The sequence below is a fragment of the Aeromonas sp. sia0103 genome (genome assembly GCF_963895295.1).
Taxonomy (GTDB): domain Bacteria; phylum Pseudomonadota; class Gammaproteobacteria; order Enterobacterales; family Aeromonadaceae; genus Aeromonas; species Aeromonas encheleia.
Genome location: NZ_CAWQKG010000061.1, coordinates 113548 through 128283, shown reverse-complemented (window position 1 = coordinate 128283; position 14736 = coordinate 113548). Strand labels below are relative to the sequence as shown.

Annotated in this window: 13 protein-coding genes and 1 pseudogene; 11 read left to right on the top strand and 3 right to left on the bottom strand. The window is 60.5% G+C overall.

The features are described from left to right. Positions 1 to 111 precede the first annotated feature (111 nt). On the bottom strand, positions 112 to 726 hold the full coding sequence (gene tppF / locus AACW18_RS19420; RefSeq protein WP_218389583.1) for a type IVa pilus pseudopilin TppF: 615 nt from the start codon (positions 724 to 726) through the stop codon (positions 112 to 114). Between the two features lie 40 nt (positions 727 to 766). Between tppF and AACW18_RS19415 the strand changes: the two genes are divergently transcribed. The 7 genes from AACW18_RS19415 (at position 767) to deoD (ending at position 8000) form a co-directional block, all read left to right on the top strand. Further along, on the top strand, positions 767 to 1555 hold the full coding sequence (locus tag AACW18_RS19415) for a TatD family hydrolase (protein ID WP_218389582.1): 789 nt from the start codon (positions 767 to 769) through the stop codon (positions 1553 to 1555). A 209-nt stretch (positions 1556 to 1764) separates the two neighbouring features. Beyond that, positions 1765 to 3039, top strand: coding sequence for a NupC/NupG family nucleoside CNT transporter (locus AACW18_RS19410; protein WP_042652064.1), 1275 nt, complete (start codon positions 1765 to 1767; stop codon positions 3037 to 3039). Positions 3040 to 3163: 124 nt separating this feature from the next. Continuing rightward, positions 3164 to 3334 carry a XapX domain-containing protein gene (locus AACW18_RS19405; protein ID WP_042652065.1) on the top strand — a complete coding sequence of 57 codons (171 nt, stop codon included), beginning with the start codon at positions 3164 to 3166 and terminating at the stop codon, positions 3332 to 3334. Between the two features lie 389 nt (positions 3335 to 3723). Continuing rightward, a complete protein-coding gene (gene deoC, locus AACW18_RS19400; protein ID WP_218389581.1) occupies positions 3724 to 4497 on the top strand; it encodes a deoxyribose-phosphate aldolase in 774 nt (257 codons plus the stop codon). 85 nt (positions 4498 to 4582) lie between these two features. Further along, positions 4583 to 5914, top strand: a complete 1332-nt coding sequence (deoA, locus tag AACW18_RS19395) for a thymidine phosphorylase (protein WP_218389580.1) — start codon at positions 4583 to 4585, stop codon at positions 5912 to 5914. 14 nt (positions 5915 to 5928) lie between these two features. Beyond that, positions 5929 to 7137: a phosphopentomutase gene (locus tag AACW18_RS19390; protein WP_218389579.1), complete on the top strand. Its 1209-nt coding sequence runs from the start codon at positions 5929 to 5931 to the stop codon at positions 7135 to 7137. A 149-nt stretch (positions 7138 to 7286) separates the two neighbouring features. Next, complete coding sequence (gene deoD / locus AACW18_RS19385; RefSeq protein ID WP_042652069.1) at positions 7287 to 8000, top strand: purine-nucleoside phosphorylase; 714 nt, start codon at positions 7287 to 7289, stop codon at positions 7998 to 8000. 336 nt (positions 8001 to 8336) lie between these two features. Here the strand turns inward: deoD and AACW18_RS19380 are convergent. Continuing rightward, positions 8337 to 8735, bottom strand: a pseudogene (locus AACW18_RS19380) (IS5 family transposase); the annotation flags it as partial. Positions 8736 to 9059: 324 nt separating this feature from the next. Here AACW18_RS19380 and AACW18_RS19375 point away from each other — a divergent pair. Next, entirely contained in the window at positions 9060 to 10802 is a 1743-nt protein-coding gene (locus AACW18_RS19375) for a DUF3300 domain-containing protein (RefSeq protein WP_218389577.1), read from the top strand. Continuing rightward, on the top strand, positions 10802 to 11743 hold the full coding sequence (locus tag AACW18_RS19370; RefSeq protein ID WP_218389576.1) for a DUF2950 domain-containing protein: 942 nt from the start codon (positions 10802 to 10804) through the stop codon (positions 11741 to 11743). The genes AACW18_RS19375 and AACW18_RS19370 overlap by 1 nt, the downstream gene beginning before the upstream one ends. 283 nt (positions 11744 to 12026) lie before the next feature. On the opposite strand, the gene AACW18_RS19365 is transcribed toward AACW18_RS19370, so the two are convergent. Beyond that, positions 12027 to 12665, bottom strand: a complete 639-nt coding sequence (locus tag AACW18_RS19365; protein WP_042652072.1) for an AhpA/YtjB family protein — start codon at positions 12663 to 12665, stop codon at positions 12027 to 12029. A 121-nt stretch (positions 12666 to 12786) separates the two neighbouring features. Between AACW18_RS19365 and serB the strand changes: the two genes are divergently transcribed. Both serB and AACW18_RS19355 read left to right on the top strand, forming a co-directional pair. Next, positions 12787 to 13791: a phosphoserine phosphatase SerB gene (serB, locus tag AACW18_RS19360; protein WP_218389575.1), complete on the top strand. Its 1005-nt coding sequence runs from the start codon at positions 12787 to 12789 to the stop codon at positions 13789 to 13791. A 29-nt stretch (positions 13792 to 13820) separates the two neighbouring features. Continuing rightward, positions 13821 to 14726, top strand: a complete 906-nt coding sequence (locus AACW18_RS19355; protein ID WP_218389574.1) for an alpha/beta fold hydrolase — start codon at positions 13821 to 13823, stop codon at positions 14724 to 14726. The last annotated feature ends 10 nt before the right edge of the window (positions 14727 to 14736 follow it).

Below are 14736 nucleotides of genomic sequence, written 5' to 3'. Positions count from 1 at the left end.
ACGATGCCTGGTGTCAGGAGTGGGGGCTGGTACCTGAGAACCGGCGCTGCTGCGCGCCGGTGCGTCATGATGAGCGGGAACCCGAGGCATCGGAGGAGGACCCCTCGTCGCTCAATCGAAGTTGCGGACCACGGCCCCGCTGACGCTGTTGTACTCAAATCCCAACCCGTCCGGATAGGCGGGGAAGCGGCCGATGGAGTCGCGCAGGGTGTAGCGGCAGTTGTCGTGGCGCAGCTGCCCGTTGGTCTGTGCATCGGCCGGAACGAGCTGCGAGATGTAGTCGCTGTCGGCGTCGGTATGCAGCTCATCGGCCGCGGTCTGATCGGTATCGAGCAGGCCACCGAACAGGCTCTCGCAATCGTCCCGGCTGCTGACGGAGATCTGATCGCTGTCACCGCCCGGGAAGATGGTATCGGGGCCCTGGCCGCCCTGATCCTCCTTGGTGCCAACCGGCCAGCCATGGGAGTTGATGTCGAGATCCTGCTGCCCCATGCCGCTAAAGTTATAGAGTGCCAGCGGCTCTCCCTTCACCTTGACGGCCCAGCCCGCATGGGCCAGCTGGACGGCGCTGGCAAAGCCGCCGGCGGTCGCGGAGACGCTGCTCTTGAGCGCATCGTCCTGGATGTTGATGAAGCGGGGCATGGCGGTCACCGCCAGGACGGCCAGCACTATGATGACCAGCACCAGCTCTATCAGGGTAAAGCCGTGGGAAGCGCGTTTTAGCATTGAATAGACCCATCAGATACGACAAGCAGGTAAGAGTGATATGCAACTGATCGACACCCACTGCCATCTCGACTTTCCGATCTTCGATCCCGATCGGGAGGTACTGCTGGCCCAGTGGCGTCAGCTGGGGGTGGGGGAGTATATCATCCCCGCAGTGGGAGAAGAAAACTGGACTCGGGTGATGGCGCTGGCCGACCGCCACCCAGGCATCCGCTATGGTCTTGGCATCCATCCCTGGTATGTGGGGGCCCAGACCGAGGGCGTGCTGGCACGGCTGGAGCGTCTGCTGGCGAGCCGGCCCAAGGGGCTGGTGGCCATCGGCGAGTGCGGGCTGGACTTGCGCAGCCATGTGCCGCAGGAGGGGCAGCTCGAGCTGTTCGAGGCGCAGATCAGGCTGGCCATGAGCCATGAGTTGCCGCTCATCGTCCACTCGGTACGGGCCAACGACACCGTCGCCAAGACGTTGCGGCGGCTCAAGCCGGCTAGGGGCGGGGTGATCCACGCCTTCGGCGGCTCGCTGCAGCAGGCCAACGCCTTCTGGCAACTGGGTTTCAGGCTGGGGATCGGGGGCGTCATCAGCTATGAGCGAGCCAACAAGACCCGGGAAGCGATCCGCGATATGCCGCTGGAGGCGTTGCTGCTGGAGACGGACTCCCCCGACATGCCACTGCAGGGACAGGAGGGGCCCAATACCCCCGCCAGCCTGCCGCTGATTGCGCAACTCCTGGCCGAGCTGCGAGGAGAGTCGTTAGAGGATGTTATTTCGGTGTTACATGAATCCGCTTTGCAGACATTCTCATTCACCCGAACGAATTTAACGCTTAGTTAACTATTGATATCGCTGTGATAAAAAATAGGGCGCATAAAAATCGTTTGCGGTCTAATTAAACGACGTCTAACGCGTTTCACACTTATAAAATGTGACCAGCATTCTACTTTGTCGCACCGTAATTAGTATAATGCGCACCCTTGATTAACGGCTTTAAGATACAAAACGTTAACAAGCTGGAAGGTGCTACTAAAGAGGAAGTGTTAATAATGAATCTAATAATGGGTCTGGTAGGGATGGCGACGCTCATCCTTATCGCGGTGCTGTTTTCCAGCAATCGCAAGGCAATCAAAATCCGCACCGTGGGTGGTGCCTTTGCAATTCAAGCCGGTCTGGGTGCATTCGTGCTGTACGTCCCAGTGGGCCGGGACATTCTGGTAGGTGTATCCGATGCCGTTTCCAGCGTCATCGGCTATGGCCAAAACGGTATCGAATTCCTGTTCGGTGGTCTGGTCAGCAACAAGATGTTTGAAGTGTTCGGCGGCGGCGGCTTTATCTTTGCCTTCCGCGTCCTGCCCGTCATCATCTTCTTCTCTTCCCTGATCGCGGTTCTTTATTACCTCGGCATCATGCAGTGGGTGATCAAGCTGCTGGGTGGTGGCCTGCAAAAAGTACTGGGTACTTCCCGTACCGAATCCCTGTCTGCGACCGCCAACATCTTCGTCGGTCAGACTGAAGCCCCGTTGGTGGTGCGTCCCTTCATCTCCAAGATGACAGATTCCGAGCTGTTCGCCGTCATGTGTGGTGGTCTGGCCTCCGTTGCCGGCTCCGTGCTGGCCGGTTATGCCTCCATGGGCGTCAAGATGGAATACCTGATCGCCGCCTCCTTCATGGCTGCCCCGGGTGGTCTGCTGTTCGCCAAGCTGCTGGTTCCGGAAACCGAGACCCCCAGCTATGACGAGAACTCCGCCGACGGCGATCTGGACGACAAGCCTGCCAACGTGATCGACGCCGCCGCCGCCGGTGCCTCCGCCGGTCTGCAACTGGCCCTGAACGTGGGTGCCATGCTGCTGGCGTTCATCGGCCTCATCGCCATGATCAACGGCATCTTCGCCGGTGTGGGTGGCTGGTTTGGTTACCCGCAACTGTCTCTGGAACTGCTGCTGGGCTGGTTGTTCTCCCCGCTGGCCTTCCTCATCGGTGTGCCATGGAGCGAAGCCGTGGTGGCCGGTTCCTTCATCGGTCAGAAGCTGGTGGTGAACGAGTTCGTGGCTTACCTGAACTTCGCCCCCTACCTGAAAGATGAAGTGCTGATCAACGGCGTGGCCATGTCCGCCCACACCAAGGCCATCATCTCCTTCGCCCTGTGCGGCTTCGCCAACCTGTCCTCCGTTGCCATCCTGCTGGGTGGTCTGGGCTCCATGGCACCGAACCGTCGCGGCACCATAGCGCGCTTCGGTCTGAAGGCCGTACTGGCCGGCTCTCTGTCCAACCTGATGTCTGCCACCATCGCAGGCTTCTTCCTGGCACTGACAGCCATGTAATATTTGCCTGACACTCAGGTAAAGACGAACGCCACAGCGAAAAGCTGTGGCGTTCGCGTTTGGAGCGGTGACAACCGTTTTCCTTTCTAAACTAATAATAAAATTGAGTCGAATCGGAGGTTATATGAATGAAGTGCTACTGGCGATTGCAGCCGGCTTTATCGTTGGCTTGTTGTTTTCTTTCCTCAAATTGCCGATCCCGGCACCTCCCGTCTTGTCCGGGGTGATGGGGATCGTCGGGGTCTATCTGGGGGGGATTGCCTACTCCTGGATCCTGACCCGCTTCTTCTCTTAAGCGCTTTCCAGTACCGGATTTGTCAGATGTGAGGTACCTCTGAAATTGGCAAATCCGGCTTGCAAACACGGGGTATCTCGGCTGAAATAGGCGATGCCAGCAGGGTGCTGGCATTGACTAATACCCGGACAAGCCGGGTGTTGGCGGTCAAATGGAATTGATTGGGAAGTCGGGTCAGCAGTTGTCGGCCTTTCTCAAGTCTTCATGGAACCAAGTCCGCACTTTTGTAAGAAAGTGACAGGGCTCTTGCCTTATTTGCAGCCGTATTGCCTGTGCATTTGCGCTGTAATTCCATCTCCCGTTTACCCGGGCTCTCTTGCCGATCTCATCTCGAACGGCGAGTGCCAGACTCGGGTATTCAGGACTTATCGAGACTTTGGAGACATAGCATGACTGATCTGAAACTGGCCGCCCAACGCGCCCTGAACCTGATGGATCTGACCACCCTGAACGATGACGACACCGATCAGAAGGTGATCGATCTGTGCCGCAAGGCCAAGTCCCCGGCCGGCCTGACCGCCGCCGTCTGCATCTATCCCCGTTTCATCCCCATCGCGCGCAAGACCCTGCGTGAGATCGGCGCCGCCGATGTGCGCATCGCGACCGTGACCAACTTCCCCCATGGCAACGACGACATCGCGATCGCCGTGGCCGAGACCCGTGCCGCCGTCGCCTATGGTGCCGACGAGGTGGACGTGGTGTTCCCCTACCGTGCCTTCATGGCGGGCAATGAACAGGTCGGCTCCGATCTGGTCAAAGCTTGTAAGGAAGCCTGTGGCGCTGACGTACTGCTGAAGGTGATCATCGAGACCGGCGAGCTGAAGGATGCCGCACTGATCCGTCGCGCCTCCGAGATCTGCATCGATGCCGGTGCCGACTTCATCAAGACCTCCACCGGCAAGGTGCCGGTCAATGCGACCCCGGAAGCGGCGCGCATCATGATGGAAGTGATCAAGGCCAAGAACCCGAAAGTCGGCTTCAAGCCGGCGGGTGGCGTGAAGGACGCGGCCGTGGCCGGTCAGTACCTCGCCATGGCCGAAGAGATCCTGGGCAAAGACTGGGTTTCCCCGCGCACCTTCCGCTTCGGCGCCTCCAGCCTGCTGGCCAGCCTGCTGGCGACCCTGGGCCACGGCGACAAGCCGGCCAATACCAGCGGTTACTAAGCGGTGTCAGGGGGCGGCGAGCCGTCCCCTTTCAAGGAATCCTGTTCGGCCTGTATGCGTGCATGACGCGCGGAGGGAATGAAAGATGTTTTTGCCTCAAGAAATTATTCGCAAGAAGCGCAACGGTGAAGCGCTCAGTACCCAAGAGATTCAATTCTTCGTCCAGGGCATTACCAACAACAGCATCGGTGAAGGCCAGATCGCGGCACTCGCCATGGCGGTCTACTTCAAAGACATGACCATGGATGAGCGGGTGGCATTGACCTGTGCCATGCGCGACTCCGGCATGGTGCTGAACTGGGACCACCTCAACCTGGGTGGCCCCATCGTCGACAAGCACTCCACCGGTGGGGTGGGTGATGTCGTCTCCCTGATGCTCGGCCCCATGGTCGCCGCCTGCGGTGGCTTCGTGCCGATGATCTCCGGTCGTGGCCTGGGTCACACCGGCGGCACCCTGGACAAGCTGGACGCCATCCCCGGCTACCAGACCTCGGTCGACAACGATCGCTTCCTGAAAGTGGTGAAAGAAGCCGGCGTGGCCATCATCGGTCAGACCGGCGATCTGGCCCCGGCCGACAAGCGCATCTATGCGGTGCGTGACATCACCGCCACCGTCGAATCCATCGCCATGATCACCGGCTCCATCCTCTCCAAGAAGCTCGCCTCCGGGCTGGAAGCCTTGGTGATGGACGTCAAGGTGGGTTCAGGCGCCTTCATGCCGACGTTTGAGGCATCTGAGGAGCTGGCAAAAAGCATAGTGGCGGTGGCCAACGGTGCCGGTTGCCGCACCTCGGCGCTCCTGACCGACATGAACCAGGTGCTGGCCTCCAGCGCCGGCAATGGGGTGGAAGTACGTGAGGCGGTGCGCTACCTGACCGGTGAGTATCGCAACCCGCGCATCCACGAAGTGACCATGGCGCTCTGTGCCGAGATGCTGATCTCCGCCAACCTGGCGAGCGATGAACACGACGCCCGTGCCAAGCTGCAGGCGGTGCTGGACAACGGCAAGGCCGCCGAGATCTTCGGTCGCATGGTCACCGGCCTCGGTGGCCCTGCGGACTTCATGGAGCGTTACGACAGCTACCTGCCCAAGGCCGGCATAGTGCGCCCCGTGTATGCGGCGCAGACCGGTTTCGTGACCGCCATGGATACCCGCGAACTGGGCCTGGCCGTGGTCGCCATGGGTGGTGGTCGCCGTGCCGCCGGGGACAATCTCGATTATGCGGTCGGTCTGACCGACTTTATCCGCCTGGGGCAGAGCGTCGAGGCTGACAAGCCGCTCGCGCTGATCCACGCTCAGACAGAAGCTCAATTTGCCGAGGCCGCCCGCATGGTGCAGGCAGCCGTCAAGATCGGTGACACCCGACCAGAGGCACTGCCCGAGGTTTACCGTCGCATCGGTCTGGCCGATTTGTAACAAGGGGAAGACCCATGAAACGTACCTTTATTCTGATGATGGACTCCTTCGGTATTGGCGCCGCCGCCGATGCCGAGAAGTTCGGAGATGTGGGCGCCAACACCCTTGGCCATATCGCCAAGGCCTGCGCCGCCGGTGAGATCGAAGGCCGTGGCGCCCTCCATCTGCCGAACCTCAACAAGCTGGGTCTGGGCCACGCAGGGGAGCAGGCTTCCGGCTACTTCCCGGCCGGCTTGCAGAAAGATATCGAGGTGGTCGGTGCCTATGGCTTCGCCCAGGAGCTCTCCTCCGGCAAGGACACTCCGTCCGGCCACTGGGAGATTGCCGGCGTGCCCGTGCTGTTCGAGTGGGGTTACTTCCACGATCACCACAACAGCTTCCCGCAGGCGCTGTTGGACGCCATCGTCGAGAAGGCGGGCCTGCCGGGCTACCTGGGCAACTGCCACGCCTCCGGCACCCAGGTGCTGGACGATCTGGGCGAGGAGCATATGCGTACCGGCAAGCCGATCCTCTACACCTCTGCCGACTCCGTGTTCCAGATCGCCTGCCACGAAGAGACCTACGGCCTCGAGAAGCTCTATGAGCTGTGCCACATAGTGCGCGAGCTGCTGGAGCCCTACAACATAGGCCGCGTCATCGCCCGTCCGTTCGTGGGCAGTGGCAAGGGCAACTTCAAGCGTACCGGTAACCGTCACGACTACTCCGTGCTGCCGCCGGCGCCGACCGTGCTGGACTACATGAAAGAGGCGGGTGGCCAGGTGGTCTCCATCGGCAAGATCGCCGACATCTATGCCAACCAGGGCATCACCAAGCAGGTGAAAGGCACCGGCCTGACCGAGCTGTGGGACAGAACCTTGGAAGAGGTGAAGGCCGCCGGTGACAACACCATCGTCTTCACCAACTTCGTCGACTTCGACTCCTCCTACGGCCACCGTCGTGACGTCAAGGGCTACGCCGATGCGCTGGAGTATTTCGACTCCCGTCTGCCGGAGCTGTTCGAGATACTGCAGGATGGCGACGTTGTGGTGCTGACCGCCGACCACGGCTGCGACCCGACCTGGAACGGTACCGATCACACCCGTGAGTACATTCCGGTGCTGTTCTACGGCAAGCCGGTCAAGGCGGGCAGTGTCGGTCGTCGCGAGACCTTTGCCGACATCGGTCAGAGCATCGCGGCCTACCACGGTCTGCCCAAGTTGCAGTACGGCACCAGCTTCCTGTGATGCCGATCCTGGGCAGCGCATCGTGGATGCAGGGCCTGCCCAGGTTGCACAGCGGTACTCGCTTCTTGTAATTTACCCGCCCGTCGCCAAGGCGACGGGCAACCCAATAAAGACAATAAAACTCAACCTAGTGTGAAGGAATTAAGAGAATGGCAACTCCTCATATCAATGCAAAAGATGGCGCCTTTGCTGACACAGTGCTGATGCCGGGCGACCCCCTGCGTGCCAAGTACATCGCCGAAACCTTCTTGGAGAACGTCGAGCAGGTGTGTGACGTGCGCAGCATGCTCGGCTTCACCGGTACCTACAAGGGCCGTCGCATCTCCGTCATGGGCCACGGCATGGGCATCCCATCCTGCTCCATCTACGCCAAAGAGCTGATCACCGACTACGGTGTGAAGACCCTGATCCGCGTGGGCTCCTGCGGTGCCGTGCGTGAAGACGTGAAACTGCGTGACGTGGTGATCGGCATGGGTGCCTGCACCGATTCCAAGGTCAACCGTCTGCGCTTCAAGGATCACGACTTCGCCGCCATCGCCGACTTCGATCTGGTTGCCAATGCCGTGCAAGCCGCCAAGAACAAGGGCGTCGCCGTGCGAGTGGGCAACATCTTCTCCGCCGACCTGTTCTACACCCCGGATCCCTCCATGTTCGACGTCATGGAAAAATACGGCATCCTGGGTGTCGAGATGGAAGCCGCCGGTATCTACGGCGTGGCCGCAGAGTACGGTGCCAAGGCACTGACCATCTGCACCGTTTCCGACCATATCCGTACCGGTGAGCAGACTACCTCCGAAGAGCGTCAGCTGACCTTCAACGACATGATCGAAATCGCGCTGGACTCCGTGCTGCTGGGTGACTGATCCCGCGCTTCGGCTCCAGACAAAACGGCGACCTCGGGTCGCCGTTTTTTTATGGCCTACGGTCGGCCGTTTCCCCGTTTTTTGTCCACGGCGGGGGCGTTGGCGAGACGATGATCATGTCGAACGACGATGGGAAGAGGAGCGCCAGATCGCCACCTATGCTCTCACCTAACCCCATATAGAGGTTCAGGTTATGAAAAGAGTGAATCTCCTCATTAAGGCAATACTTTCCCTCGTGCTGGCCGTGCTGGCCGTGCTGATGGCCTGGCAGGAGCTGTTGGAGGCGGATGGCAGGAGGGCGCCGCAACAAACAGCATCACAACCTAGAGGCTGTCGTCATAAGATGACAGACCATAACGGTGCGCAACTAAGCTGCACAATTGCCACAAATGAGGCCGCGTTCTTCGCATACCTCGTGGCAATGCCTCGCCATTGCTTCAGGTGCAGAAAGACCTTTTCCACTCTATGCCTTGCCTTATAAATCTCCCTGTCGTGCTCCCGCTGTTCCTTACTATTACGCTTGGACGGGATCACCACCACCATTCTCCGAGACGCGGCCTGCGCTATCAGGGCATTGGTGTCATCACTCCGGTCAGCCAGCAAATACGCGGCTTTCAGGCCCTCAATCAAGGCCGACGCCTGGGTACAATCTGCTGTCGTTCCAGAGGTGACGATGCATCTTGGCATTCCATGCGCATCCACTGCCAAATGGATCTTGCTGTTCAGCCCCCTTTTTGCCCAGCCAAGCAGAGTCCATGCATGGTCGGAGATATAGTGGCGGCGATGAGCAGGAATAGTCATCTGGATGCAGCTGTTAAGAGGGTGGGGTTGTACGCAATTCAACCAGCTAATGACGACAGCCCCTAAGGTGTTCAGGCGTAGCTTGAGACAGAAGCAAATGAATTTTTCACGCCTTTTCAGCCGGTTTTGGGTGTGATCTCGATTAGTGGTTTATGTTTTCGGTATGAGACGCCCGCATTGAATGCAATGAGATACAACATTTGTGGAAATCATCAGGCAAGAGGTGCATCAGCCACTCCAGCAAAAGGAAGCAAGATCATGAAGCAACCCCTATTTCGCCGTAGCGCGTTGGCGGCCGTGCTCGCCCTCAGCACGGTATTGGCTGCCTGCAAAGAGGAGCCACCTGCCGTCACGCAAAGTGTTCAGCCCAACGTGGCTGCCAGCGTTGCCAGTGCTGCCAGTGCTGCCAGCGTTGCCAGTGCTGCCAGTGCTGCCAGCGTTGCTAGTGCTGCCAGCGCTGCGGTCGCACCTCAAGGGCAGCCTATTAACACACAAGCATCGAAATATACCCCAGAGGCTCTCGAGACCCTGCTTGCACCCGTAGCGCTTTACCCTGATGCGGTATTGGCTCAGGTGTTGGCCAGCGCAACCAATCCGCAAGAGGTGCTCGATGCCGGCAACTGGCTAGTCGCCCACCCCAATCTCAAAGGGAAAGAGCTGACCGCCGCAATTGCGCCGCTGGGCTTTACGCCGCCAACCATGTCGCTGATGCACTTCCCAACCGTCATGGACATGATGTGCTTGAAGATGGAGTGGACGACCGAGCTGGGCAGTGCCTTCCTGGCCGATGAACCTGGCGTACTGGCAGCCGTTCAGCGCCTGCGCCAACAGGCGATGGAGGTGGGCAACCTGAAAGACTCAGAGCAGATGAAAGTGGCCAAGGATGAACAGAACAATCAGCAGATCGTCACCATTGCACCGGCCAACCCTGACGTCGTTTACGTCCCGCAATACGACCCAACCGCCGTCTATAGCGCGCCAGCTGCCGGGCCAGCCCCAGCAGCGGTGACCACAGGAACCACGACAACGACCGCGCCTGCGACAACGACCACGACAGTGGTAGAAAATGATGATAACGACAACGATAACGAGGATGAATACGACCGCGATGATATGGTCTTGACGGGCTTGCTCGCCTTTGGTGCGGGCATGTTGGTCAACGAGGTCTTCAACGACGATGATGATGAGGGTGATTATTATTACCCGCGGTGGGGATCCGATTATCCCGGCGGTTACGCTCCCTATCGTTATAACCCCAACTATGGCAATGGTTTTCGTCCCGCCAATGGGTACAACCGTCCGGCCAACTATCAGCGGGGCTCTAACAACAATATCTATATCAACGCCAAGGGGGATGATTACTTCAATAAGTTTGAGCGCGGTCCCAATAACTACATGCGCCAAGCCGACAGCCCCATCACGGCGGCTCGCCCCCAGCGTTCTGAGCTGGCTAACTTGGAACAACGCTCGCGAAATAACGAGACAGGGGGGCGCCAACGAGATGCCACACCGAAAGGGAGTTATGCGGGGGCCAATCGCCAACCTAACAGCGAATACGCCGGCGCACAACGCACTGTCAATGAGGTGAACAGGGAGGCGCGCGCAACCACGCCGAAGGGGAGCTATGCGGGAGCCAACCGCCAACCCAAAAGCGAAACTGCCAACGCGACACGCGACGCTAGACAGGTGAGCAGGGAGGCGAATGTGGCCCAACGCACGCCGCGCCAGGGCAACTACGCAGGAGACAAGGTCAAGCGGCAGCAAATCACGCCACAGACCGCTGGAGCGCGTGATCGCGGCTATGTCCAACCACGCGCCACTCACAGCAAGAGCGCAGCACAGACGGCAACACGCAGAGCACCTACTGCCTCAAAGAGTGCCTTCCAAGGGGTACAGAATACGGGCAGAACCGAGCGCGCCGCCAGCCAACGTGGGCGCGAAAGTGTGGCTAGTAGCGCGCGTACCGGGCGCACCACTCAACCCAGACGGAGTACGCGATAATGAAGCGTTTGTTGAAATGGAGTTGGGCCCCCTCATGGGGTTTGGCCCTGTTAGCCCTGACCTGCGCCAGCGACGCAAGCGCCATGGCACAGCGCACCTTCGCCACCCCGGATGAGGCGGTGCAGGCCCTGATCACGGTCTTGGAGCGGAACGATGTCACCGCACTGACGCTGTTACTTGGCGAAAATAGTGAGGAGGCCATCACCTCGGGGGATGAAGTGGCCGATGCCAATGATCGCGCCGCCTTCGTCGCGAGCTTCAAGAGCAAGCACCAACTGGTGGCCGAAGGTAAGGATAAAATGATACTGGTCGTGGGGGAGTCGGATTGGCCACTGCCAATCCCCCTCGTGGCCGCAAATGGCAAGTGGTATCTCGATGGCGCCACAGGTGCCAAAGAGATCGTCTATCGCCGCATCGGTCGGAATGAGTTGGGGGCGATTGCGGTGTGCCGTGGCTTTATCGACGCACAGATAGAGTACGCCTCCGTGGGGCATGATGGCCAAACAGCGGGACTCTTTGCGGCAAAACTACGTAGTGATGCAGGACAACAAAATGGACTCTATTGGCCTGTGAGCAAGGGTGAACCAGCAAGCCCGGCCGGAGAGGAGGTCGTCAGCGCCGCGGCAGAGGGCTACAAGGCCGTGGTCGATCAACGCACACCCTATCATGGCTACTACTACCGTATCTTGTATGCCCAGGGAGCCGCTGCCAATGGGGGGGGGAAAGAGTACTTTGTCGAAGGGCAATTAAGAGACGGTGTCGCCCTGATCGCTTGGCCAGCCGATTATGCCAACAGTGGGGTGATGACCTTCATGGTGAATCACGAGGGGCGGGTTTATCAAAAGGATCAAGGGGCCGACACGGCAACTGCCGTTGAGGCGATCCAGCTGTTCGATCCCGATAAGAGCTGGTCGCTGGTGGTTAGCAAAGAGGGCGATTAGGGCTCTTTACCTACCCTCGGATCTTGGCAAATAGCATGGGCCGAGAGCGGCGTTATTGAGATCACATGAGGTGATGCGGGGCCAGTCGGCCCCGCGTTGCGCTCTGGCGTTTAGGCCAGCCGGTCCCGTCGTCGGCCAACAGAAAAGTGTCGTGGTCAAGCAACAATGGCCGTTACTGCCGTGAGTTCCAGAAGACCGTCACGGTGAACGGCAAGAAAGAGGATGCGTACGGTGCTGCGTATCGAGGCTGGGATGGATCCTGTGAAGTCGTCTCGGACTAACGCTATTCGATCCCGGGCGGCGGGGCGTGCTCGTTGGGCGCCGCCGTCTGGGCGCTCTTCTTCTTGTGCTTGCGCACCCGCATGTAGTTGCGGCGCACCCCATAAGAGATGAGCAGACCCGCCAGCAGCATCACCAGCAGCATCAGGCGCTGTTTCTCCTGGCTCACCTTGAGGCGGATATCCTGTTGGGCCAGGAGCTTCTGCTCCTCCAGCGTGATGCGCAGGTAACCGAGGGTCAGGTTGTCATCCTGGATCTCCTGCACGAACTGGATGCGGCCCTTGCCCTGCTCCGGCAGTGACTTGTTGTCGGCCCCGATGGGCAACAGGCTCTCCAGTGGCACGGCCTGATCCGACTGGGCGAGGGGAATGCCGCGGGCATCATAGAGGGTGACATCGAGGATCTCGGGCTCGGCGGCCAGATCCTGAGCCAGTCGTTCCAGCTCGCTCTCCTTGTCCTCCTTGATCCAGCGTTTCATGTCGCGGGCGGCGTAGGCCACCAGGGCCTGGGCCCGATCACGGGCCTCGCTGTGCAGCGCAGCCTGGCTCTCCCCCTGCATGTGAATAAGCAGGCCCAGCACCCAGAGGCCGAGCAGGCTCCCGGCCGCCAGGCTGATAACACGCTTGATGGGGAGATGACGCAAAGCGCTGAGCCTCGTGGTGATGAGCAGTGGCCGGATCTTGGCGCTTGCCTGTACAAAAAGCAATACGCTACTCTGGGCCTGCACCCTAAACCCCCTGATCTCCAAGGAAGGCGTCACCCCTATGTTGTTGTCCCAGCTTCCCCCCGCCCTGTCCGATTGGCCCGTCGCTCTGTGTGGCGCCCCATGCTGGCAGCTGACCGCCGAAGCCCTGCTGCCCGCGACCCGCTCCCATGATGGCGCCTGGATAGTCCTGTTTGGCCAGGATCTCGGGCCCCGCCATCTGAGTCGCCTGGCCACATTGCTGGCGGACAAGGGGATAGAGGCTAGCCTCTATCCCGCCGGGGAACAGGCCGGCATCCCCTTGCTGCTGCTCGGTACGGACCGTTTCTCCCCCGAGCTGGTACAGGCCCTCAAGGCGCAGGAGTGGGACATCGATCTCTGCCATCTGCCCGCGTTGCCCACCCTGAGCGAGCCGGGTCTGCTGGTGATGGACATGGACTCCACCGCCATCCGGATCGAGTGCATCGACGAGATCGCCCGCCTGGCCGGGGTGGGAGAACAGGTCTCCGCCGTGACCGCGGCAGCCATGCAGGGCAAGCTGGAGTTTGCCGACAGCCTGCGCAGCCGGGTTGCCCTGCTGGAGGGTGCCCCGGTCGCCATTCTCGATGAGGTGGCCGCGGCTATGCCCTGGATGCCGGGCCTGCAGCTGATGGTCGACACCCTCAAGCAGGCGGGCTGGAAGGTGGCGATCGCCTCCGGCGGTTTCACCCGCTTCGCCGGCGAATTGCAGCAGGCACTGGGACTGGATGCCATCTTCGCCAACGAGCTGGCCACCGAGGATGAGCGTCTGACCGGGCGGGTGAGTGGTCGCATCGTGGATGCCGCCGTCAAGGCCGAGGTGTTGCAACGGCTGGCGACAGAACATGGCATCCGGCCGGCCCAGACGGTGGCCGTCGGCGACGGGGCCAACGATCTCAAGATGATGGCCGTCGCCGGACTCGGCATCGCCATCCACGCCAAACCACTGGTGCGGGCCCAGGCGGCCGCCACCCTCAATCATCATGATCTGGAAGGGGTGCTCTGCCTGCTCGGGGCCATCGCCTGTCGCGAGCGCCGCTGGAATTGAACCAGGGTCAAGGAGGACCTGACAACAAGATGGAACTGTTACAACAATCCCTGTTTATCCCCTGCGGCGAGCATCGGTTGCATGTGCGCCACATTCAACCGGGCGTGGCGGTGCATGCCGAGCCCATCCTGATGGTGCACGGCGCCATCGAGAACGGCCGCATCTTCTACACCGAATCGGGCAAGGGGCTGGCCTGTTTCCTGGCCAGGCACGGTTATCAGGTCTATGTGGCCGATCTGCGCGGCCGGGGCCTGAGTACCCCGGCCATCGCCGAGCAGGCAGGGCATGGTCAGCATGAATTGATCACCGAGGATCTGCCCGCGCTGCAGCACTGGGTAGCGGCCCGTCATGCCGGTGCCAGGGTGCACTGGATGGCGCACTCCTGGGGCGGAGTCCTCATGGCCTCGACTCTGGCGCGCTTCCCGGCGCTGGCCGATCAGATCGCCAGCCTGGTGTTCTTTGGCACCAAGCGGGGCGTGTCGGTGCAAAATCCGGAGCGCTGGCTGAAGGTGGATCTGATCTGGAACAGGCTGGCTCCGTGGCTGGCGCGTAACACCGGCTTCCTGGCGGCGCGCAAGCTGAAGATGGGGGCGGATGACGAGCCCCTGCGCTACCTGCAGGAGACTATCCCCTGGGTGAAGTGCGGGCCCTGGCAGGATCCCCACGATGGCTTCGCCTATGACGAGGCGGCGAGCCGGGTGCAGTGGCCACCGCTCTGGATGATCTCGGCCCGGGCCGACAAGGTGTTGGGTCACCCGATAGATGTGCGCCGTTTCAGCACCGAGATGGGCTCGGCTACCCGTCACACCCGCCTCGGCCTGGACAATGGCAACCGGCTCGATTATGACCACATCAACATGCTGACGGCCCCTCAGGCACAGGAGGATCACTTCCCACAGATCCTCGCCTGGCTGAGCAACCCGCAGGCGGCCTGAGACGGGACAG